We start from the raw sequence: 19,278 nt of genomic DNA on the forward strand, positions 1-19,278 counted from the left end.
TCGGCATGCGACAAGGCGATGGTGCCCATGTTGGAAATCGGCCGGCTGACCGTGCGCTACGGCGGGGTCACCGCACTCGACGCCGTCGGCCTGACGGCGACCCCCGGTGAGGTGGTGGGCCTCATCGGCCCGAACGGCGCCGGGAAGAGCACCCTGTTCGACTGCGTGACCCGCCGCCGCGCCCCGGACGAGGGCGTCATCCGCTTCGCCGGGCACGACGTGCTCGCGCGACCGCCCCACCAGGTGGCCGGATGCGGCATCGCGCGCACCTTCCAGCACCCGGCGGTGTTCCCCGGGTTGTCGGTCCGGGAGAACGTCATGACAGGGGCGTACCGGTTCGCGCCCGCCGGCTTCTGGCGGGCCGCCTTCGCCCGGGACGGCGAACGGCGGCTGCGCGCGCACGCCGACCGGGTGCTCGACCTGTTCGGCCTGCTCGGCCTCGGTGACCACCCGGCCGCCGGACTGCCCTACGGGGTGCTGAAACGGGTGGAGATCGCCCGCGCGGTCGCCGCCGAGCCGGCGCTGCTGCTGCTCGACGAACCGGCCGGCGGGCTCGGCCCGCAGGAGGCGGCGGCCCTGGCGGGCCTCATCAGGGACCTGCACCGGGCGACGGGAATGACCGTCGTGGTGGTCGAGCACCACATGGAGTTCGTGCTGGGCCTGTGCGGGCGCATCGTCTGCCTCGACCTCGGCCACAAGATCGCCGACGGCCCGGCGCACGTGGTGCGCCGCGACCCGGCCGTGATCGCGGCCTGCCTGGGGGCCCGATGAGCGGCCTGGAGGTCGGCGGCCTGCGGGCCGGATACGGGGCCGTGCGGGTGCTGCACGGGGTCGACCTGGTGGCGGGGGAGCGGGAGGTCGTCGTCGTGCTCGGACCCAACGGCGCAGGGAAGACGACCCTGCTGCGGGCGCTGTCGGGGCTGGTGGCGGCCCGGGGCGTCGTCCGGGTCGGCGGGACGCCGGTGCTCGGGCTCGCGCCCGAGGAGATCGCACGGCGGGGGCTCGGCCACGTGACCGAGGAACGCGGCGTGTTCGGGCCGCTGACCGTGGAGGAGAACCTGCGGGTGGGCGCGTTCGCGCGGCGGTGGCCGCGCCGGGGGATCGACGACGACCTCGCGCGCGTGTTCACCTACTTCCCCGTGCTCCAGGCCCACCTGCGGCAGCCCGCCGGCACGCTCAGCGGCGGCGAGCAGGGCATGCTCGCCATCGGGCGGGCGCTGATGGGACGCCCCCGGGTGCTGCTGCTCGACGAGCCGTCGCGGGGGTTGTCTCCCGGAGTGACCGGCCGGTTGTTCCAGACCCTCGCGGCCATCGCCGGACGCGAGGGCGGCACGATCGTGGTCGCCGAGCAGAACGCGCGGGCCGCCACGCTGGTCGCGCACCGCGTGCACACCCTCGACGGCGGGCGGCTGGTCGCATGATCGGGCAGGTCTTCAACGGGCTGGGCGCCGGCGCGGTCTACGCCGCGCTCGCGCTGGCGCTGGTGCTCGTCCACCGGTTCACCGGCGTGGTCAACTTCGCCCAGGGCGAGCTCGCGATGGTGTCGGCCTACGTGGCCTGGCAGCTCGTCGACGCCGGACTGTCCTACTGGCTGGCGCTGCCGCTCACCATGGCCGCCGCCTTCGCCGCGGGCGCTTTGGCGCAGCGGCTCGTCACGCGCCGGGCCGCCGACGCGGCGCTGATCATGACGATCGGCCTGTACGTCCTGGTGCACGCCCTGGCCGACCAGATCTGGACCTCGGCGCTGCGCGCCTTCCCCAACCCCTTCCCCGGCGGGCCGCTCGGCGTCGCCGGACCGCTGGCCGTGGTGGGGGCCGTGCTGGCGCTGCTCTACCTCGTGATCCGGCACAGCGGCGCCGGGCTGACGCTGCGCGCGGTCGCCGCCGACCCCCGGGCGGCCCGCCTGTCGGGCGTCCGGGTGGGCCGCGTGCACGCCCTCGGCTGGGGCCTGGCCGCCGTGGCCGGGGCGGTGTCGGGCGTGCTGGTCGCGCCGGTCGTGTTCCTGGAGCCCGGGATGATGGGCGGCGCGCTCGTCGCGGCCCTGGCCGCCGCGGCCGCCGGCGGGTTCGCCGACCCCGTCGCGGCCGTCGCGGGCGGGCTGCTGATCGGGGTGGCCGAGACGCTGGCCGGCACCTACCTGTGGGCCGACCTGCGGGTGCTGGTGCCGCTCGCGGTCCTGCTGGCGCTGCCGGTCGTCCGGGGCGGCGGGCTCGCGCGGGTGCGGACATGAGCGCGGGCGTCAGCACGGGTCACGACCCGGGCACCGGGCACCGCCGCCCGGCCGTCGGGCAGTACGCGGGCGACCGGCGGCGGGCCTGGCCCTACCCCCGGTGGTCGCTCGGCGTGGCCGTCGCCGGTGCCGTGTCGGTGCCGTTCCTGGTGCCGCCCTACCCGCTGCACCAGGTGACGCTGGTGCTGGTCTACGTCGTGGCGCTGCTGGGGCTCGACCTGGTGGCCGGGCACGGCGGGCTGATCTCGCTGGGGCACGGGGCGTTCTTCGGCGTCGGCGCCTACGCCGCCGCGATCCTGCTCTCCTCCGGCGTGCCCTATCCGGTGACGCTGCCGGTGGCCGGGCTGGTCGCCTACGGGCTCGGGCACGCCTTCGGCCGGCCGGCGGTCCGGCTGAGCGGGGTCTACCTGGCGGTCGTGACGTTCGCGGTGGCGGTGGCCGTGCCGCCGCTGATCCGGCGGCTGGCCCCGGGCGGCGCGATGGGGCTGCCGGTGCGCACCCCGGCCGCGCCCTCCTTCACCGGCCTCGCCGACGACCAGTGGGTCTACCTGCTCGTGCTCGCCGTCGCGGCGGCCGCGTTCACGCTGATGCGCTCGGTGGTGCGGTCGAGCTGGGGGCGGGCCCTGGTGGCGCTGCGGGGCGACGCCGGCGCGGCGGAGCTCCTCGGGATGCGGCCCGCGGCGATCCGGGCGCACGCCTTCGCGTGCTCGGCCCTGTACGCCGGCCTGGCCGGCTGCCTGTTCACCTGGACGACCGGGTTCGTGGCGGCCGAGTCGTTCACCGTCACGCTGTCGATCACCCTGCTGGCCGGGATCGTCATCGGCGGCCTCGGGACCGTCTCGGGCGCGGTGATCGGGGCGGTCGTGGTGACCTTCCTCCCCGCGCCGGGGCTGGTCTCCGGCCTGGCGCTCATCCTCGTGCTGGCGGTCGCGCCCAGCGGGGTGACCGGACTGGTGCGCCGAGCGCCGGCGTTCCTCAGGAAGGACCGGCGATGAGACGACTGGTGCTGGTGGCGCTCCTCCTGGTCTCGGCCTGCCGGCTGACCTCGGCGGAGGTGACCGTGAGCAGCCCCGCCGAGTGCGCCGGGCAGCGCGCCGACGGCCTCACCCCCGGGAAGGTGCTCGTGGGCGGCGTCTATCCGCTGTCCGGCCCCGCCTCGGCCTACGCGGCGGTCGCGCAGGGCGTCTCGGCCTACTTCGCCTGGGCGAACGCGCGCGGCGGCGTGGCCGGACGCCAGGTCGAGTTCCTGGTGCGCGACGACGGCTACCAGCCCGCCCGTGCGGTCGAGGAGGCGCGGCGGCTGGTCGACTCCGACCGCGTCTTCGCGCTGTTCCAGACGCTCGGCACGCCGTCGACGGCCGCCGTGCGCGCCTACGCCAACCAGCGCGGAGTGCCGCAGCTCTTCGTCGCCTCGGGCGCCTCCGAATGGGGCGACGCCGCCTATCCGTGGACGATCGGCTTCCAGCCCACCTACGCCGCCGAGGCCCGCGTCTACGCCCGCCACCTGCTGGAGACCCGCCCGCACGCGACGGTCGCGGTGCTCTACCAGAACGACGACTTCGGCCACGAGCTGCTGACCGCCTTCGAGGAGGCCGTCGCCGGGACGGGGGTCCAGGTGGTGGCCCGGCGCAGCTACGAGGTGATGGACGCCGACGTCCAGGCGCAGATGGCGAGCCTGGCCGAGTCGGGGGCGGGGGTCTTCCTCAACGTCGGCACGCCCAAGTTCGCCGCCCAGGCCCTGGCCGCCGACGCCGCCATGACGACCTGGAACCCGCTCCACCTGCTCAACGGCGTCGCCAACACGCCCTCCCTGATCGCCGCGCTGGGGCCCTCGGCGCTGCGCGGCGTGCTGACGACCAATTTCTACAAGGACCCGGTCGCGTGGGAGACCGACCCGGCCGTGCGGACGTTCGCCGACGCGGTCCGGCGGCACGTGCCCGGCGCCGACCCGTCCAGCTCGCAGGTGATGTTCGGCTGGACGTCGGCGGCGGCCTTCGCGGCGGCGCTGGAGCGGATGGAGTGCCCGTCGCGGGAGGGCCTGATGGCGGCGGCCCGGGATCTGCGGGACGTCGAGATCGGCACGCTGCTGCCCGGCATCACCGTCTCGACCGGCCCCGGCGACCCCTATCCGGTGGAGGACCTGCGCGTGTTCCGGTTCGGCGACTCGGGGTGGGAGGCGGTTTAATCGGACTTGCGATGTCTCACATTCACGTTGACCGGAAGATCCTGGAGGCGGGCGCGGCCTACCGCAACCTGCTCGTGTCGTCGACCGGCCTGGTGCCCGACGAGCCGACGGTCGTGACCACGGGCTGCGGAGCCCGGGTGCCCTACGCGCAGACGTCGGTCCGGCCCGAGAGCGTGACCTGCCTGCCGTGCCGGGAGCACGCCGCCGCCGAGCACCTGCGCTACGCCGACCAGGTGACCCGCCTGAGCCGGATGACGGGCTCGGTCATCACCCCCGCCCAGGCCGGCGAGGCCGCGGAGCGGGCGCGCGAGACGGCCCGGAAGTTCGCGAACTGAGCCGCGGTGGTTGATCGGTTGTTGTTCGACGTCGGCGACGCGGCTTTCGCGTGCCCGCCTGACCCGCCCGACCTCCGGTGGTACCTGGAGGACTATCGGCGTGTGCCCTACGGCGTCGGCGCCGCGCGGGCGGCCGAGCTCTCCGCCGAGATGGCCGCGTGGGGCGAGGCGCTGTTCACGGCCCTCTTCGCGGCGGAGGACCGGCGGGCCGCCTACGAGGCGGCACGGGCCGGGAAGGGCCCGGTCGAGCTGGTCATCCGGGGGGAGACCGGCCTGCCGTGGGAGTTGCTGCGCGACCCGGAGCGCGGCCGGTTCCTGGTCCTCGACCAGGTCGCGGTGGTGCGTGCCACGCCCGGAACCGAGCCGGGCGAGCCGGTGCCCGTGCCCGGCGAACGGCTGCGGGTGCTCTCCGTGCTCTCCCGGGGCGACCATCCGATCGTCACCCGCCCGCTGCTCGACCGGCTCGGCGGCGACGTCGACCTCGTCGTCCTGCGCCCGCCCACCCTGGCCCGGCTCCGCGAGGAGGCGGCCGGCTGCCACGTCGTCCACTTCGACGGCGGCGGCCTGCCCGGACCGCCCGAGGAGGTCGCCGAGGCGCTCGGCGGGTGCGACGTGCCGCTGGTGATCGCCGGCGCGTGCCCGCCCGAGGCCGCGGCCGTGCTGGCCGGGTCCGCCGGGTCGGTGGTGGCCCTGCCCCACCGCCTCGACGCGGCCGCCGCCGCCGGGTTCCTGGCCTGCCTGTACGACCGCCTGATCGCCGGCGACACCGTCACCGCCGCCGTGACGGCCGGCCGCGAACGCCTGGCCGGACGGCCCGAGCGCCCCAGCCTCCGGGGGCCCCTGCGCCTCGACGACTGGCTGGTCCCCGTCCACCACCTCCGCCGCGACGCGCGCTTCCCCGACCTGCTCGACCCCAAGGGCGACCCCGTCACCTCGCGGGAGACGTTCGTCGGCCGCGACGACCTCTTCCACGACCTGGAAGACCACCTCCACCACCGTGGGGCCGCCCTGCTGCACGGTCCCCCCGGGATCGGCAAGACCGAGCTGGCCGAGGCGTTCGGCCGCTGGTGGGCCCGCACGGGCGGGGCCGACCCCGCCGACGTGGTCCGGCACACCGCCTCCGGCCCCGACACGATCGTCGCCGCCCTCGGCCTGCCCCGCCTGGGACCCGAGTTCGCCCGCGCCGGCCGCGACCGGCGCCGCGACCTGGTGCGGCGGCTCCTCGGCGAACGGCGGCTGCTGCTGATCCTCGACGGCCTCGACACCCTCGACTCCCTCGGCTCCCTCGGCTCCCCCGACGACGACGGACCGGCCGCCCTGCGCGACCTGGTGGCCGACGTGGCCGCGTCGGCGCGCGGCGCGGTGCTGATCACCAGCCGCACCCCCGAGCCCCGGCTCGGCGACCTGCCGAGGATCGAGGTGGCCGGGCTGAACGCCGAGGACGCCACCGGCTACGCCGACCGGCTGCTGGCGGCCGTGCCGGGCGCGGCGCCGCGCCGCCGGCGGTGGGTCTTCTCCGACCTGATGGCGGCCCTGGCCGGGCACCCCCTGGCCATGCGGCTGACCCTGCCCCGGCTGGCCGACACCGAGCCCGAGGAACTGCTCGACGCCCTCCGCCACCGGGGCCTCGGCCGCGACCTGCTCGGCGCGGGCGTGCACCACGCCCTGACCTACCTGTCGGCCGACGAGCGGCGGCGGCTGGGCGCCGTGGCCCTGTTCCCCGGGGTCGTGATCACCGACGTCCTCGCCGTGGTGTCGCGGTTCTGGTCGGCCCCCGACGCCTTCCGCGGCCTCGGGCCGGCGGCCTGGCGCGCGGAGCTCGACCGCGCCGTCGCGACCGGGCTGCTCACCCGCGTGCGCGTCAGCACCGAGACCGCCGACGGCCTGGGCACCGGCCCGGCCCTGGCCATGGCGCTCGGCATGTACGCCCTCCACCCGGCCCTGCGCCCCCACCTCGTCGAGGAGTGGCGGGCCGCCGGTCAGCGCGGTTTCGACCAGGAGTACGCCACCACCCGGTTCGCCCTCATGGAGGCCACCGCCGAGTTCGCCGGACGGCTGCACCACCAGCTCACCGAGGGCGACGCCGAACTGGCCGCCCGCGTGCTGCGCGTCCAGTACGACAGCCTGGCCGGGGTGTTCGGCGCGGCCCTCGACGGCCGACAGTGGCGGACCGCGCAGCGCATCGCGACGGTGCTCACCACCCGATGGTCCGGCGACCTCGACGAGGAGGGGCGGATGTGGACCGCCCGGGGCCGCCGCGCCCTGGAGTTCGCGGGCGGCATCGCCCCGGCCCTCGACGGCCCCGCCGGGGAACTGTGGTTCTCCCTGGTGGCCGGGGACGCCGAACGCCACCTCGCCGCGGGCCGCCTGGACGAGGCGGGCCGCGGCTACCGCGACCTGCTCGCCGCGCTCCCGCAGCGGCCCGCCGGCGCGCAGCTCGCCGCCGTCCAGCACCAGCTCGGCCGGGTGGCGGAGGAGCGGGGAGAGTGGGAGGAGGCCGAGACGTGGTACCGCACCGCGCTGGCCACCGGCGAGGAGATCGACTACCGGCCCGTGATGGCCGGGAGCTGCCACGGGCTCGGCCGGGTGGCCTGCGAACGGGGGCGGCTCGACGAGGCCGACCGGTGGTTGCGCCGGTCGCTGGACGCCAACGGGCCTCTCGGCGACCGGCGGATGACGACCGCCACCTACCGCCAGCTCGTCCGGGTCGCCGAGATCCGGGGCGACGCGGAGGCCGCGCTCGACTGGGTCGTGCGCTGCGTCGCCCCGGCCGGGCCCGGCGAGATCGGCGACCGGTGGCGGGAGCTCACCGGGGAGCCCGTCCCGGAGCTGGCCCGCGACCTCGTGGCGGAGGAGGGCGGCTGACCTACGCGGGCTGACCTACGCGGGCTGACCTACGCGGGCTGACCTACGCGGGCTGACTTACGCGGGCGGCGGGACCTGGTACTCCTTGGCCAGGTCGGAGATCGTGTGCTCCTTGAAGATCACCGCTCCGCCGATCGCCTCCTTGTCGGGCTTGACGATGTACGTCGAGAGCGAGGCCGGCTTGTCGTACACGGAGAAGTCCATCGGGGTGCCGCCGAAGCCGCCCTCCCAGGCGTTCTGCGACCGGTGGGCCGTGATGATGCCCTCGCGGCTCAGGTCCTTGGCCGCGCAGGCGGCCTTCAGGGCGTCGCCGATGATGACGGCCTGCGTGTAGCCGGAGGCCACGCCGCTGTCGAGGGGCTGGCCGGGGAACTTGGCCTCGTAGTCCTTGATGAGCTTCTGGTAGACAGGCAGCGGCGCCGAGATCGGCGCCCCGGCCGTGGCCACGTAGTAGTCCTTGAGCAGCGCGGGCGCGGCGGGCGTGTCCAGGAGCAGGGGGCTGTAGGCGGAGTTGCTGCCCACGAACGGCACGTCGAGGCCGGAGGCGAGCGCCACGCCGACCAGCGAGGCGGCCTGGCGGGGGCCGACCGAGACCAGGATCGCGTTCACACCGGCCTTCTTGAAGGCGGTGGCCTGCGCGGTCATGTCCTGGTCGGTGGCCTTGATCTTCTGCTCGACCAGTTCGAGGCCGACCTTCTGCGAGGCGAACTTCGAGCCGTTGAGCGCGCTCTCGCCGTAGTCGCCCTCGAAGTAGAGGTGCCCGATCTTGTCGCCGGACTTGATGCCCTTCTCCTTCGTCAGGAAGTCGACGGCGTTGATCATGTCGACGTCGTAGGTCGTGCCGGTGACCTGGATCGCGTCGCTGCCGAGCAGGCTGGTCGCCCACGCGTTCGGGAGCGTGAGGATCTTGTCGGCGGTGATCTTCTCCTTCAGCGCCGTCACCATCGGCGACCCGATGAACTGCGGGATCGCGGCGGTGCGCGGCGCGACCTCCGCGTAGGCCGCCATCGCCTTCTGGACGTCGTAGCCGTGGTCGCGGACCACCGTCTCGATGGTCCGGCCGCAGACGCCCCCGGCGGCGTTGAGCTGCTCGAAGTACATCTGCTGGGCCTGCGTGACGCTCTTGCCGAGCGAGGCGTAGGGCCCGGTCAGGTCGGTGAGCAGAGACAGCGTGACGGTCGTCTCGGTCACGCCGGGACCGGTCTTCACCCCGTCGCCGCCGGTCGCGGTGGCCGGGGCCGCCCCGCCGGTGGCCTTGTCGCTGGCGCAGGCCGACGCGGCGAGCGCCAGGGCCGCGATGACGATCGCGGCCTTCCGGTTAAGGGACATGCGGACTCCTGGTTTCTGGTGAGGGGGAGGGGGAGGAGAGGGGCAGCCGCAGGCGCGGCGGTCTCAGGCGGATCTTCCGGATCAGCCCGAGCAGGCCGCCCGGCAGGAAGAGCACGACCGTCACGACGGCCGCGCCGTAGAGGATGCGGGCCGCCTCGGCGGGGGAGACGCCCCCCGGCGTCCCCGGGGCGGCCACCAGCGGGATCGAGTCGCTGTACTTGGTGAGCAGTTGCGGCAGCAGGGAGACGAACAGGGCGCCCACGACCGCGCCGCCGACCGAGCCCAGGCCGCCGATGACGATCATGGCCAGGTAGTCGAGCGACAGCAGCACGCCGAAGTACTCGGGCACCGTCCGCTGGAAGACCAGTGCCAGCAGGACGCCGGCGAGGCCGCCGTACATGCTGGAGAGCACGAAGACCCCGGCCCGGTACCGCGCGACCGGCACCCCCATCACGCCCGCCGCGATCTCGTGGTCGCGGATGGTGTTCATGGCCCGGCCGGGCCGCCCTTTCAGGACGCCCTGGGCGAAGACCATCGACAGCGCCACCAGGATCAGCCCGAGGAACCACAGGCGCTCCAGCGTCCCGAACGGCACCTGGAGCACGATCAGCTCCGGGGTGTCGCCGAAGGAGAAGCCGAACAGGGAGAGCTCCGGCACCGCCCGGCCGTTGAAGCCGCCGGTCAGGTGCTCGGCGTTGAACAGCACGTGCTGGCCCCCGAAGATCAGCGCGAACGTGGCGATGCCCAGGTAAGCGCCCTTGAGCCGGCCCGCGATGGGGCTGAACAACCCGCCCGCGACCCCCGCCACGACGACCGCCAGCACCGCCGCCAGCCCCGTCGGCAGGCCCAGCCCGCCCAGCCGCGCGGTCGGCTCGGCGGAGAAGAACACGTACGCGTAGGCCCCGACCGCGAGGAAGAACGCGTGGCCCATCGAGAGCTGGCCCGTCGCCCCGGTGAGCAGGTTGATGCCGATCGCCCCGATCGCGGCCGACATCGCGAACAGCCCGGTCTGCAGCCAGAAGCCGTCGAGGTAGAACGGCACCAGGCAGAGCACCGCCGCGACACCGGTCCAGGCGAGGTACCTATACACGGGCCAGCTCCTTCGTCCCGAACAGCCCGGCGGGCCGGATGAGCAGGATCACGAGCATCACCAGGAACGGCGCCACGTCGCCGATGCCGCGGCCGAGGAAGGCCATGTCGTTCTGGTAGCCGCTCATCATCGACTCGGTCACGCCGATGACCAGGCCGCCGACCAGCGCGCCGGTGGTCGAGTCGAGCCCGCCGAGGATCGCGGCCGGGAACGCCTTCAGCGCCACCAGCGAGGTGCTGCGGTCGAGGCCGGGGGTGGGGAAGACGCACAGGAACAGCGCGGCCACCGCCGCCAGGCCGCCCGCCACGGCCCACGCGCTCATCGAGACCCGGCCGAGCCGCACCCCCATCAGCGCGGCCGTTTCGGCGTCCTCGGCGGCGGCCCGCATCGCGACGCCCCAGCCGGTGTACTTGAACGCCAGCAGGAACGCGGTGATCAGCGCCGCCGCCGTCACGAGCGCCACGATCCGGGTCTCCGCCAGCGTCACCCCGCCGAACCGCACCACCTCGCTGCCCCACGGGTCGCCCATGGCCAGCACGTCGGTGCCGATCTGCCGGGTCAGCTCGGTCGTGATGACGATGTCGACGCCGATCGTGACGATCGCCAGCACGCTGTGGGAGGCCACGTTGGCCCGCCGGATGACCAGGAACTCGATGGCCGCGGCGACCAGCGCCGCCGCCGCGACGCCGATCAGCAGCGCCGCCCAGAAGCCGACCACGGGCCACAACCGCGCCACCAGATAGCCGCCCGCCAGCAGCAGCGAGGCGTGCGCGAAGTTCACCACCTCGGTCGCCTTGAAGATGATGACGAAGCCGAGCGCGATGAGCGCGTACACGGCTCCGATCGAGATGCCGTTGACCAGCAGCTCCACGAACGTGGTCACGTGCCCTCCGTCCCGAGGTAGGCGCCGATGACGGCGGGGTCGGCCTGCACCTCGGCGGGGGTCCCGTCGGCGATGCGCCTGCCGAAGTCCAGGACGGTCACCCGGTCGGCCAGCCGCATGACCATGCCCATGTCGTGCTCGACCAGGACGATCGAGATGCCGAGGCTGTCGCGCACCGACAGGATGAGCTCGGCCATCTCCTGGCGCTCACCGCTGTTCATCCCGGCCACCGGCTCGTCCAGGAGCAGCAGCCGGGGTTCCATGCACAGGGCGCGGGCCAGTTCCACCCGCTTCTGGACGCCGTAGGGCAGCAGCCCCACCGGGAACGCCAGCTTGCCGGTCAGCCCGACGAACTCGGCGATCTCCGCCACCCGCGCGACGTGCCGTCGCTGTTCGCGCCGGGCGCGCGGCAGCCGCAGCCCGGCCGAGACGAACCCCGAGGACGTCAGCCGGTGCCGGCCCAGCATCAGGTTGTCGTGCACCGGCAGCCGGGGCGACAACGCGATGTTCTGGAACGTGCGGGCCACGCCCAGCGCCGCGATCCGGTGCGGCCGGAGCGTGGTGAGCTCGGCGCCGCCGAACCTGACCGAGCCGGAGGTCGCCTTGTAGACCCCCGACAACACGTTGAAGCACGTCGACTTGCCGGCCCCGTTGGGCCCGATGACGGCGTGCACGGTCCCGGGAGCCACGGTGAAGCTGACGCCGTCGAGGGCGGTGAGCCCGGCGAACCGGACGGTCACGTCGCGGACTTCGAGCGGTTCCATACCGTCCGGTTGGTATGCCGTCGTCATGCTACGACCACCTCGAGAGGGTGCGTGTCTCAAGGGTGCCCTCCACGGCGTCGGCGACGCCGAGGTAGCGGCGGCGCACCTCGTCGCTGTCCCGCAACTCGGCGGCGGTGCCCTCCAGGGCGACCTCGCCGACCTCCAGGACGTAGGCGTGCGACGCCAGCGACAGGGCCATCGCCACGTTCTGCTCCACGAGCAGGACCGAGGTGCCCAAACTGTTGATCTCCTTGATCGTCTCGGCGATGCGGGCGGCCATCAGCGGGGCCAGCCCGAGGGTGGGTTCGTCGAGCAGCAGCGTCGTCGGCCCGGCCATCAGCGCCCGCCCGATCGCGAGCATCTGCTGCTCGCCGCCGGACAGCAGCCCGGCCCGCTGGCGGGCGCGATCCCTCAGCACGGGGAAGAGCTCGACCACCTGGTCGTGCGCCTTGGCGTTCGCACGACGCGACCGGCCCAGGCCGCCCGCCCGCAGGTTCTCCTCGACGGTCATCCGGGCGAACACCCGCCGCCCTTCGGGCACCTGCACGACCCCGCGCGCCACCACCGAGGCGGCGTCGAGCCCGGTCAGCCGCTGGTCGCCCAGCGTCACGGCACCCTGGCAGGCGCCCCGGTGGAAGCGGAGCGTGCCGGAGATCGCCCGCAGCAGGGTCGACTTGCCCGCGCCGTTCGCGCCCAGCACGGCGACGATCGACCCGGACGGCACCCGCATGGACACCCCGCGCAGCGCCCGCACCGGCCCGTAGCCCACCACCAGATCGCTGACAGCGAGATCGGCCATTACGTGATTCCTCCAAGAGCGTCGGTGGTGCACACCAAACCCCGCGCTCGCACGGCCGTCCAGAGCGTCCGGTGAAGTCGCGACCCCTGCCCACTCATGACGGGACCCGGTTGTGCACCCGCACAACGGCGTGTCACGAAACGAAACCGAACCTTGTTCCGGAATGGGTCGGGTGGCAGGTTGGGGAGATGCGCTCCCTTACGCAGTCCAACCACGACGCGGAGGTCCGTGAGCTGCTGCGCGGCGCGGCCGGGGCCCTCCTGGCCCGGCTCCCCGAGCTGACCGACGAACTGGTGACCCGGGTCCGCGGCGGCGACGAGGCCTACTGCACGTTCGTGCCGGCCGACGACCACTGGCAGAGCACCCGCGAGGGCCTGCGGATCGGCATCACCACGATCCTGCAGGACCGGCACGAACGCCGCGACCTGCCGTTCACCGAGTCGATGGCCCGCCGCCGGGCCGAACAGGGCCTCCCGGTCGACTCCCTGATGCGCATGTACCGGCTGGCCGCCCAGGTGATGTGGTCGGCCATCGTCGAGTACGTCGAGCGGGAGCAGCCCGAACGCATCGGCGTGCTGGTCCGGGTGGCCGGCCACGTCTGGCACGCCATCGACCGGCAGGCGCTGGTCGCCGGCAACACCTACCGGAGAAGGGAGCAGGAGCTGCTCGGCCGCAACCACGAACGCGTGAACGCGTTGCTCGACGCCCTCCTCGACGGCACCGCCGACGCGGGCGTGGTGCGCGGCGCCTCGGCCGCGCTCGACCTGCCCGAACGGGCCCGCTTCGCGGTGGTGACGGTGCGTTTCCCGATCCGCCACGACCACGAGGGCACGCGGCTGCCCGAGAAGATCGGCCAGATGCGCTTCATGTGGCGCATGCGGACCGGCCACGAGGTCGGCGTGGTCGCCCTGGGCGACGCCTCGCTCGACGACCTGACCCAGGCGCTGCGCCTGGTCGTCAGCGGCGTGGCCGGGGTGAGCCCGGTGGTGGAGAGCCTGGTCGACCTCGGCGACGCCCACCGCCTGGCCGAGCTCGCGATGCGCACCTGCGCCGACGCCGGCCCCGAGATCGCCCGCCTCGACCAGCGGCTCGCCACCGTGCTGGTCATCTGCCAGCCCGAGTTGTCGGGCCACCTGGTCGGGGGAGTGCTGGGACCGCTGCTGGCGCTGGAGGGCGCCGACCGCGACGTGCTGCTGACGACGCTGGAGACCTGGTTGCTCTGCGAGGGCTCGGCCGCCCGCGCGGCCGGGCGGCTCTACTGCCACCGCAACACGATCATCAACCGGATCCGCCGCATCGAGCAGCTCACCGGCCGCTCCCTGTCGCGCCCGCGCGACATCGTGGACCTCACCCTCGCCTTGGACGCCGTGCGCCTCTTACCCCTCTGATGGAGAGCGCTCTCCGCTAAAGTGGCGGATATGAGGGAAGATCGGGTGGCTTCGCCCACGCTGGAAGACGTGGCACGGGCCGCCGGGGTCTCCCGCGCGACGGTCTCCCGCGTGATCAACGGCATCCGCAACGTCGACCCGTCGATCCAGGAGGTGGTCCGCCGGGCCATCGCCGAGGTCGGCTACGTGCCGAACCGGGCCGCCCGCCAGCTCGTCACCGGCAAGACGGGCTCGATCGCGCTGATCGTCTCGGGGGCGGGCCAGTTCTTCGCCCGCGTCTTCACCGACCCCTTCTTCGGCCGCGTCGTCGAGGGCATCAGCGGCCACCTGCGCCCGCTCGGCGTGCACCTCGTGCTGATGCTGGCCGAGGCCGCCGACGCGCGGGCCCAGGTCGTCGACTACGTCCGGCAGGGCCACGTCGACGGCGCGATCCTGGTCACCACCCACGCCGACGACCCCCTCCCGGCGATGCTGGCCGAGTCGGGCACCCCCGTCGTCCTGTTCGCCCGCCCCGACCAGCCGATTCCCATCTCGTACGTCGACCTCGCCCACGGCGCCGGCGCGCGTATGGCCGCCGACCACCTGGTCGCGCGCGGGTGCGAACGGGTCGCCACCATCTCAGGCCCTCTCGACGTGCTCGCCTCGATGGAACGCCTGTCGGGCTTCCGCGAGGCGATGGCCCGCCACGGCCACGCCTACGTGCCCAGCGTCGCGGGCAACTTCACCAAGGAGAGCGGTGCGGCGGCGATGACCCGGCTGCTGGACGAGCACCCCCACATCGACGGCCTGTTCGTCGCCAACGACCTGATGGCCCAGGGCGCCCTGGAGGTGGCCGCCGCCCGCGGCCTGCGCATCCCCGCCGACCTCAAGGTCGTCGGCTTCGACGACAGCACGGCCGCCCTGGCCTGCCGCCCGCCGCTGACGACCATAAGGCACCCGGTCGAGGACATGTCGGCGGAGATGTCCCGGCTCCTGCTGGCCCAGATCGAAGACCCGTCCCGGCGCCCGAAGTCGGTCATCTTCGAACCGGAACTGGTCGTCCGCGAGTCGGCCTAGCGGAACAGCCGGGCCGGGACCGCGTCGGCGATGGCGCGGTAACCCGCCGGGTTGAAGTGCAGGTGGTCGCCCGTGTCGTAGGCGGGCAGCATGCGGCGGGGGTCGGCCGGGTCGCGGGTCACCCGGTCGAAGTCGAGCACGGCGTCGAACACGCCGCTCGTGCGGATCCAGTGGTTCACCCGCTGCCGGGTGGCCTCGCGCAGGCCGGCCGGGTCGTCGTAGCCGGTGTTGCCGCCGAACGGGGTGATCGTGGCGCCGTACACGCGCAGGTCCTGGGCGCGGGCCCGGACGGCGATCTGCTCGTAGGCGGCGATCAGGTCGGCGCCGACCTGGTTCTGGGCGGCCTCGGCCGCCTCGGCGGTGCCGATGTCGTTCACGCCCTCGAAGACCAGCAGCCACGCCGCGCCGCTGACGGCCAGCACGTCGCGGTCCAGGCGGGCCAGCAGGTTCGGGCCGAGGCCGTCGTTGAGCACCCGGTTGCCGCCCGCCGCCTGGTTCAGCACGGGGGTGCCGCGCAGCCGGTCGGCCAGCACGTCGGGCCAGCGGTCGTTGCCGTTCGTCGTGGAGCCGCGGCCGTCGGTCAGCGAGTCGCCGACGATGACGAGGGCCCTGGCGTCGGAGACGGTCTCGACGCCGCTGAGGAAGTACCAGTGGTCGGTCGGGGTGGCCCCCGGCAGGTCGGCGTCGGCGACATGGTCGCCGGCGAGCAGGTGCGAGGTCGTGCGGGAGCCGGGATGGGAGGTCACGAGGTTGCTCGCCTGGCCGTCGGCCAGGTAGAGGGTGACCGTGAGGTTGGTCCCGGGGGCGACCGCGAAGTTCAGCGGGTCGGAGACCGCCTGCGCGCCGACCGGCACGCTCACCGACGCGCGCCCCTGGAAGGTGACCGGCCGCGAGGACCCCGGCCGGATCGCCGCCACGCCCGCCCGGCCGTCCGCCGGAAGCGCGACGGCGGCCTTGGTGATGGGCAGCGCGACTCCGCCGAAGGCGTTGGAGAACCGCAGCCGCACCTGCCGGCCGCCGGTCGTGACCCGGACCGTCTGCCGCAGGGTCGTGTCGTCCATGACCAGGTTGTCCTGGGTGAACGGCGCCGGGGGCAGGTTGTGCGGCTCGGTGAGCTGCGGCATCGACGTCCAGGTGTGCACCCAGTCGGGCCTGCCCTGGCCGAGGGCCGGCGTGACCCCCAGCAGGGCGACGGTGAGCACCGTCACCAGCAGTAACCGGACACGCTTCATCGCAGATCCTCCCGCTCGTCTGTTGGGCGCAGACCGCCGGGAGCGTTCTTGATCGGCCCGCGGGGGGCTCAGTGTCAGGGGGTTGTGGACGGGCCGTCAAGCTCCGCTGTCAGCGTCCGAGGTCGCCCGCGAAACGTTCATCAGGGCTCGCGCCCGGGGTTCGGCCACGGGTTGGGCTTGCAGCCGCGCAGGGAGATCGTCTGCTGGACCATCACCGGGGCCGCGCGCCCCCGGCCGGGGCAGTCGCGGTGGCCGTGCCCGAGGCCGTGGCCGACCTCGTGGCTGATGACGTACTTCCGGTAGAGCTCCAGGTCCTTGTACGTGTCGGCGCCGTAGGCCCAGCGGCGCGCGTTGATCACCGCCCGGCGGCCGTTCCAGCAGGAGAGCTGGCCGAACGTGCGCAGCGGGAGGCACTCGCGGTTGGTCGTACCGGGAGTGGCGAGCGTGACCCGGAGCCGGGCCGAGCCGTTGGAGACCCGCTCGAACCGCCCCCAGCCCCGGGGGTCGTTCAGGATCTCGTGGACGGCCGTCGCGAACTCGTCCACGTCGAAGGGGAGCCCCTTCTCGACCTCGACCATGTACCTGATCACCTGCGCCCTGCCCGCGCGGGGTTCGGCCTCGCCGACGGCGACGCGGTACTTCCCCGAGCCCTTCTCCGGCACCTTGACCTTCTTCGGCGTGCTCGGCGGCGGCGTCGGGGCGGGCGGCGGGATGTACGGCAGCGTCGCCCGCGGGGAGGCCGGCGGTGGCACGGTCCCGACCTGGGCCACCGGTTCCGGGACCTCCTCGGACGGCAGCGCGAAACCCCAGGTCACCGCGCCCACCACGGCGATCCCGGCCGCCGCGAACAGGACACGGTGGTTCACGACCCTCCCAAAACGAACTGAACGTGATCATACGGGAGGAGATCATCCGCACAGTTACGGTTGGGGGGTATTGCTCGCCCTTTCTGGTGAATCGGGGGCGTACTCCCGATTTCCGAATTACAGTCCAGGTATCGGGAGGCATGGAGGACAGAGCGGGTGGAACGTTCCCCAGAGACGATCACCAACGACCTTTTAGCCGTCGTCACCCGAGAGCTCGGATACCGGGAGAAGCCCGGACAGCACACCAAATACGGCGCGTGGTACGCCGAGACCGTCAAGGATCCCCAGTACCGCAACGCCGCGTGGTGTGACATGTTCATCGCCTGGGCCGCGGACAAGGCCGGAGTCACCGACTACGTCGGCGCCTTCGCCTGGACGCCCTCCCACGCGCGCTGGTTCGAACAGCGCCAGGCGTGGACGGACGAACCCGAGCCGGGAGCCCTGGTCTTCTTCGACTGGGCGGGTGGCGACGACATCAAGGGCATCGACCACGTGGGCATCGTCGAGAGGGTCGACGGCGACAAGATCCACACGATCGAGGCGAACGTCGACAAGGTCTGGCTGAAGCGAAAGGTCCGCGACGAGAGCAAGGTCGTCGGCTACGGCATCCCCCGGATGGTCAAGCCCGACCTGACCGTCGAACCGGCCGACGTGACACTGGCGTTACGGCCCGACGCGGTCAGCGCGACCACGAGCCACGCGGGCGGGGTGGACCCGGTCGCGGCGATGGCGACGGGGGTGCTGGTGGTGGCGGTGGGGGTGAGCCTCATCTTCGGCGGGTTCCACGTGCGCAAGCTCGCCTTCTCGGTGGGCCGCCACCGCAGATCGACGCCGCCCCCGCCGGAGCCTCCGGTGGAGCCGGAGGAGCGGCCGCTGGCCGCCGTGGCGATCCGATCGTCGTCGGCGCCGGGGGAGACGGCGCCGCGCAGGCGCTCCCGGCCGTACGAGTAGCCGTCGGCCGCCCTCCCCGGCCGAGTGATGATCACAACCGGGGCAGATCGTCCATCGCCTCCCTGGCGTCATCCGCCTTCGGGTGCCCGGAGTCGACGACGGCCTGATAGGCCGCCCGCGCGGCATGGACATCGCCCCATCTCTCGTAGCAGAGTCCCAGGTTGTAGCCGGCGTCGGGCGCGTAGTGCGGGTGCCCCGACTCGACGGCGAAACGGTACGCCGCCTCCGCGCCGGCCCGGTCGTCCAGATCACTGAGCATCACCCCAAGGTTGAAGGCGGCGACCGGCGCCCACCGGGGGTGCCCGGAGTCGATGGAGATCTGGTAGGCCGCCCGCGCACCGTCGTGATCGCCCTGCTCGCGCAGCACGTACCCCAGGTTGTAGGCCGCCTTCGGCCCGTGTCCGGCATGCCCTGATTCGATCACCCGCCGGTACGCCGCGACCTCCCCTTCGACGTCGCCCATCCTCCCGAGCAGGCAGCCCAGGTCGAACTCCGCCAACGGCGACTCCTCGGGATGATCGAAGTCGACGGCCGCCTGGTAGGCCGCCCGCGCGCCCTCCAGTTCCCCGTGAACTTCGAGCAGGCAGCCAAGGTTCAGGGCCGCAGCCGGAGCGTAGTCAGGATGCCCGGACTCGATGACGAGCTGGTAGGCCGCCCGGGCGGCCTCGGCCTCCCCCCGCTCCTCCTGGCCGAGGGCCATCATGCACCGGGTTCTGGAGCGGGAGCGCGTGTACTGCACGCCCGGCCGTGACTCGGCCCGCTACTCCGCCCTGGACGACTTGATCACCGGTTACGAGCACGACTACCGGCCGGCGCGCGAATACCTGCGCTTCAGGCTGCCCGCGTTGTTGCTGACCCTGCCACCGAGCATGGCGGTCAGAGCCCTGCGATCCGCGCCAGGCGCCGTCCACGCCGCTTTCACCGGCTCGGTCGACCACCTGTTGACGCGGCATGGCGAAGGCCGGCCGGTGGGCGCGGCGGCGAACCTGTTCGCTGTCGCGTGGGAGGCCCGCAGACCCCTTCCCAAGGTGGCCCACGCTGTGGAGGAACGCCTCGCCCTCAGACTCCGCGGGTGGCGGCGCACGGACCTGGCGCAGGTCGGCCGGCTGGTCGCCGACCTCGACGTGGGGCTCGGGGCCGCGTTCGAGTCATGGCGCCGAAGGCGTCTCGGGTGGTTGCCGCCGCCGGTCCGCAGGCTGGTCCGCCGGCCCGGAGATCCCTGACTAGCGCCGCGCCTGCGCTGCGCGTAGAACTCGCCGGGCTTTCCTGCTCCACTGCTTACACGTCGGCCCGGTTGGCGCCCCG

Annotated in this window: 19 protein-coding genes; 11 read left to right on the plus strand and 8 right to left on the minus strand. The window is 73.6% G+C overall.

Features of this window, described 5'->3' with window-relative positions; genetic code table 11:
* The first annotated feature begins 27 nt into the window (after window positions 1–27).
* From QSK34_RS07270 to QSK34_RS07300, 7 genes are read left to right on the plus strand one after another with little or no spacing between them, the layout of a single operon-like run.
* Window positions 28–771 carry an ABC transporter ATP-binding protein gene (locus tag QSK34_RS07270; protein WP_285581288.1) on the plus strand — a complete coding sequence of 248 codons (744 nt, stop codon included), beginning with the start codon at window positions 28–30 and terminating at the stop codon, window positions 769–771.
* On the plus strand, window positions 768–1,421 hold the full coding sequence (locus QSK34_RS07275; RefSeq protein ID WP_285581290.1) for an ABC transporter ATP-binding protein: 654 nt from the start codon (window positions 768–770) through the stop codon (window positions 1,419–1,421). Before QSK34_RS07270 ends, QSK34_RS07275 begins: the two co-directional genes overlap by 4 nt.
* Window positions 1,418–2,230 carry a branched-chain amino acid ABC transporter permease gene (locus QSK34_RS07280; RefSeq protein ID WP_285581292.1) on the plus strand — a complete coding sequence of 271 codons (813 nt, stop codon included), beginning with the start codon at window positions 1,418–1,420 and terminating at the stop codon, window positions 2,228–2,230. Before QSK34_RS07275 ends, QSK34_RS07280 begins: the two co-directional genes overlap by 4 nt.
* Entirely contained in the window at window positions 2,227–3,225 is a 999-nt protein-coding gene (locus QSK34_RS07285) for a branched-chain amino acid ABC transporter permease (protein WP_285581294.1), read from the plus strand. Before QSK34_RS07280 ends, QSK34_RS07285 begins: the two co-directional genes overlap by 4 nt.
* Window positions 3,222–4,415: an ABC transporter substrate-binding protein gene (locus tag QSK34_RS07290; RefSeq protein ID WP_285581296.1), complete on the plus strand. Its 1,194-nt coding sequence runs from the start codon at window positions 3,222–3,224 to the stop codon at window positions 4,413–4,415. Before QSK34_RS07285 ends, QSK34_RS07290 begins: the two co-directional genes overlap by 4 nt.
* 11 nt (window positions 4,416–4,426) lie before the next feature.
* A complete protein-coding gene (locus QSK34_RS07295; RefSeq protein ID WP_161477956.1) occupies window positions 4,427–4,750 on the plus strand; it encodes a hypothetical protein in 324 nt (107 codons plus the stop codon).
* Between the two features lie 6 nt (window positions 4,751–4,756).
* Window positions 4,757–7,615 carry a tetratricopeptide repeat protein gene (locus QSK34_RS07300; protein ID WP_285581299.1) on the plus strand — a complete coding sequence of 953 codons (2,859 nt, stop codon included), beginning with the start codon at window positions 4,757–4,759 and terminating at the stop codon, window positions 7,613–7,615.
* A 57-nt stretch (window positions 7,616–7,672) separates the two neighbouring features.
* On the opposite strand, the gene QSK34_RS07305 is transcribed toward QSK34_RS07300, so the two are convergent.
* The 5 genes from QSK34_RS07305 to QSK34_RS07325 are packed head-to-tail and all read right to left on the minus strand — an operon-like array spanning window position 7,673 to window position 12,480.
* Window positions 7,673–8,944: an ABC transporter substrate-binding protein gene (locus tag QSK34_RS07305; protein WP_285581301.1), complete on the minus strand. Its 1,272-nt coding sequence runs from the start codon at window positions 8,942–8,944 to the stop codon at window positions 7,673–7,675.
* Window positions 8,934–10,034 carry a branched-chain amino acid ABC transporter permease gene (locus QSK34_RS07310; RefSeq protein ID WP_285581303.1) on the minus strand — a complete coding sequence of 367 codons (1,101 nt, stop codon included), beginning with the start codon at window positions 10,032–10,034 and terminating at the stop codon, window positions 8,934–8,936. The genes QSK34_RS07305 and QSK34_RS07310 overlap by 11 nt, the downstream gene beginning before the upstream one ends.
* On the minus strand, window positions 10,027–10,917 hold the full coding sequence (locus QSK34_RS07315) for a branched-chain amino acid ABC transporter permease (protein ID WP_285581306.1): 891 nt from the start codon (window positions 10,915–10,917) through the stop codon (window positions 10,027–10,029). The genes QSK34_RS07310 and QSK34_RS07315 overlap by 8 nt, the downstream gene beginning before the upstream one ends.
* Complete coding sequence (locus tag QSK34_RS07320) at window positions 10,914–11,708, minus strand: ABC transporter ATP-binding protein (protein WP_235965775.1); 795 nt, start codon at window positions 11,706–11,708, stop codon at window positions 10,914–10,916. The genes QSK34_RS07315 and QSK34_RS07320 overlap by 4 nt, the downstream gene beginning before the upstream one ends.
* A gap of 1 nt (window position 11,709) precedes the next feature.
* A complete protein-coding gene (locus QSK34_RS07325; RefSeq protein WP_285581307.1) occupies window positions 11,710–12,480 on the minus strand; it encodes an ABC transporter ATP-binding protein in 771 nt (256 codons plus the stop codon).
* A gap of 188 nt (window positions 12,481–12,668) precedes the next feature.
* Between QSK34_RS07325 and QSK34_RS07330 the strand changes: the two genes are divergently transcribed.
* Together QSK34_RS07330 and QSK34_RS07335 are read left to right on the plus strand one after the other, a co-directional pair.
* Window positions 12,669–13,868 (plus strand): RsbRD N-terminal domain-containing protein, encoded by a 1,200-nt coding sequence (locus QSK34_RS07330; protein WP_285581308.1) that lies wholly within the window; start codon window positions 12,669–12,671, stop codon window positions 13,866–13,868.
* A 30-nt stretch (window positions 13,869–13,898) separates the two neighbouring features.
* Window positions 13,899–14,924: a LacI family DNA-binding transcriptional regulator gene (locus tag QSK34_RS07335; RefSeq protein ID WP_161477949.1), complete on the plus strand. Its 1,026-nt coding sequence runs from the start codon at window positions 13,899–13,901 to the stop codon at window positions 14,922–14,924.
* Here QSK34_RS07335 and QSK34_RS07340 read toward each other — a convergent pair.
* Window positions 14,921–16,156, minus strand: coding sequence for an SGNH/GDSL hydrolase family protein (locus QSK34_RS07340; RefSeq protein ID WP_285581310.1), 1,236 nt, complete (start codon window positions 16,154–16,156; stop codon window positions 14,921–14,923). The two genes, QSK34_RS07335 and QSK34_RS07340, sit on opposite strands and share 4 nt — an antisense overlap.
* Window positions 16,157–16,296: 140 nt before the next feature.
* Window positions 16,297–17,022, minus strand: a complete 726-nt coding sequence (locus tag QSK34_RS07345) for a DUF3152 domain-containing protein (protein ID WP_285581313.1) — start codon at window positions 17,020–17,022, stop codon at window positions 16,297–16,299.
* Window positions 17,023–17,178: 156 nt separating this feature from the next.
* Between QSK34_RS07345 and QSK34_RS07350 the strand changes: the two genes are divergently transcribed.
* Window positions 17,179–17,973: a CHAP domain-containing protein gene (locus QSK34_RS07350; protein ID WP_285581315.1), complete on the plus strand. Its 795-nt coding sequence runs from the start codon at window positions 17,179–17,181 to the stop codon at window positions 17,971–17,973.
* Window positions 17,974–18,004: 31 nt separating this feature from the next.
* On the opposite strand, the gene QSK34_RS07355 is transcribed toward QSK34_RS07350, so the two are convergent.
* Window positions 18,005–18,676 (minus strand): tetratricopeptide repeat protein, encoded by a 672-nt coding sequence (locus QSK34_RS07355; protein ID WP_285581317.1) that lies wholly within the window; start codon window positions 18,674–18,676, stop codon window positions 18,005–18,007.
* On the opposite strand from QSK34_RS07355, the gene QSK34_RS07360 reads away from it, so the two are divergent.
* Window positions 18,675–19,196, plus strand: a complete 522-nt coding sequence (locus tag QSK34_RS07360; RefSeq protein ID WP_285581318.1) for a hypothetical protein — start codon at window positions 18,675–18,677, stop codon at window positions 19,194–19,196. The genes QSK34_RS07355 and QSK34_RS07360 overlap by 2 nt on opposite strands.
* The last annotated feature ends 82 nt before the right edge of the window (window positions 19,197–19,278 follow it).

It is taken from the genome of Herbidospora sp. NBRC 101105 (assembly GCF_030269205.1).
Lineage (GTDB): Bacteria > Actinomycetota > Actinomycetes > Streptosporangiales > Streptosporangiaceae > Herbidospora > Herbidospora solisilvae.

What these genes read in the sequence shown, in the direction of transcription:
- QSK34_RS07305 (WP_285581301.1), bottom strand. Translation starts at nt 8,944, where the DNA reads ATGTCCCTTAACCGGAAGGCCGCGATCGTCATCGCGGCCCTGGCGCTC.
- QSK34_RS07275 (WP_285581290.1), top strand. Translation starts at nt 768, where the DNA reads ATGAGCGGCCTGGAGGTCGGCGGCCTGCGGGCCGGATACGGGGCCGTG.
- QSK34_RS07335 (WP_161477949.1), top strand. Translation starts at nt 13,899, where the DNA reads ATGAGGGAAGATCGGGTGGCTTCGCCCACGCTGGAAGACGTGGCACGG.
- QSK34_RS07360 (WP_285581318.1), top strand. Translation starts at nt 18,675, where the DNA reads ATGCACCGGGTTCTGGAGCGGGAGCGCGTGTACTGCACGCCCGGCCGT.
- QSK34_RS07280 (WP_285581292.1), top strand. Translation starts at nt 1,418, where the DNA reads ATGATCGGGCAGGTCTTCAACGGGCTGGGCGCCGGCGCGGTCTACGCC.
- QSK34_RS07325 (WP_285581307.1), bottom strand. Translation starts at nt 12,480, where the DNA reads ATGGCCGATCTCGCTGTCAGCGATCTGGTGGTGGGCTACGGGCCGGTG.
- QSK34_RS07285 (WP_285581294.1), top strand. Translation starts at nt 2,227, where the DNA reads ATGAGCGCGGGCGTCAGCACGGGTCACGACCCGGGCACCGGGCACCGC.
- QSK34_RS07295 (WP_161477956.1), top strand. Translation starts at nt 4,427, where the DNA reads ATGTCTCACATTCACGTTGACCGGAAGATCCTGGAGGCGGGCGCGGCC.
- QSK34_RS07270 (WP_285581288.1), top strand. Translation starts at nt 28, where the DNA reads ATGTTGGAAATCGGCCGGCTGACCGTGCGCTACGGCGGGGTCACCGCA.
- QSK34_RS07320 (WP_235965775.1), bottom strand. Translation starts at nt 11,708, where the DNA reads ATGACGACGGCATACCAACCGGACGGTATGGAACCGCTCGAAGTCCGC.
- QSK34_RS07355 (WP_285581317.1), bottom strand. Translation starts at nt 18,676, where the DNA reads ATGATGGCCCTCGGCCAGGAGGAGCGGGGGGAGGCCGAGGCCGCCCGG.
- QSK34_RS07330 (WP_285581308.1), top strand. Translation starts at nt 12,669, where the DNA reads ATGCGCTCCCTTACGCAGTCCAACCACGACGCGGAGGTCCGTGAGCTG.
- QSK34_RS07340 (WP_285581310.1), bottom strand. Translation starts at nt 16,156, where the DNA reads ATGAAGCGTGTCCGGTTACTGCTGGTGACGGTGCTCACCGTCGCCCTG.
- QSK34_RS07290 (WP_285581296.1), top strand. Translation starts at nt 3,222, where the DNA reads ATGAGACGACTGGTGCTGGTGGCGCTCCTCCTGGTCTCGGCCTGCCGG.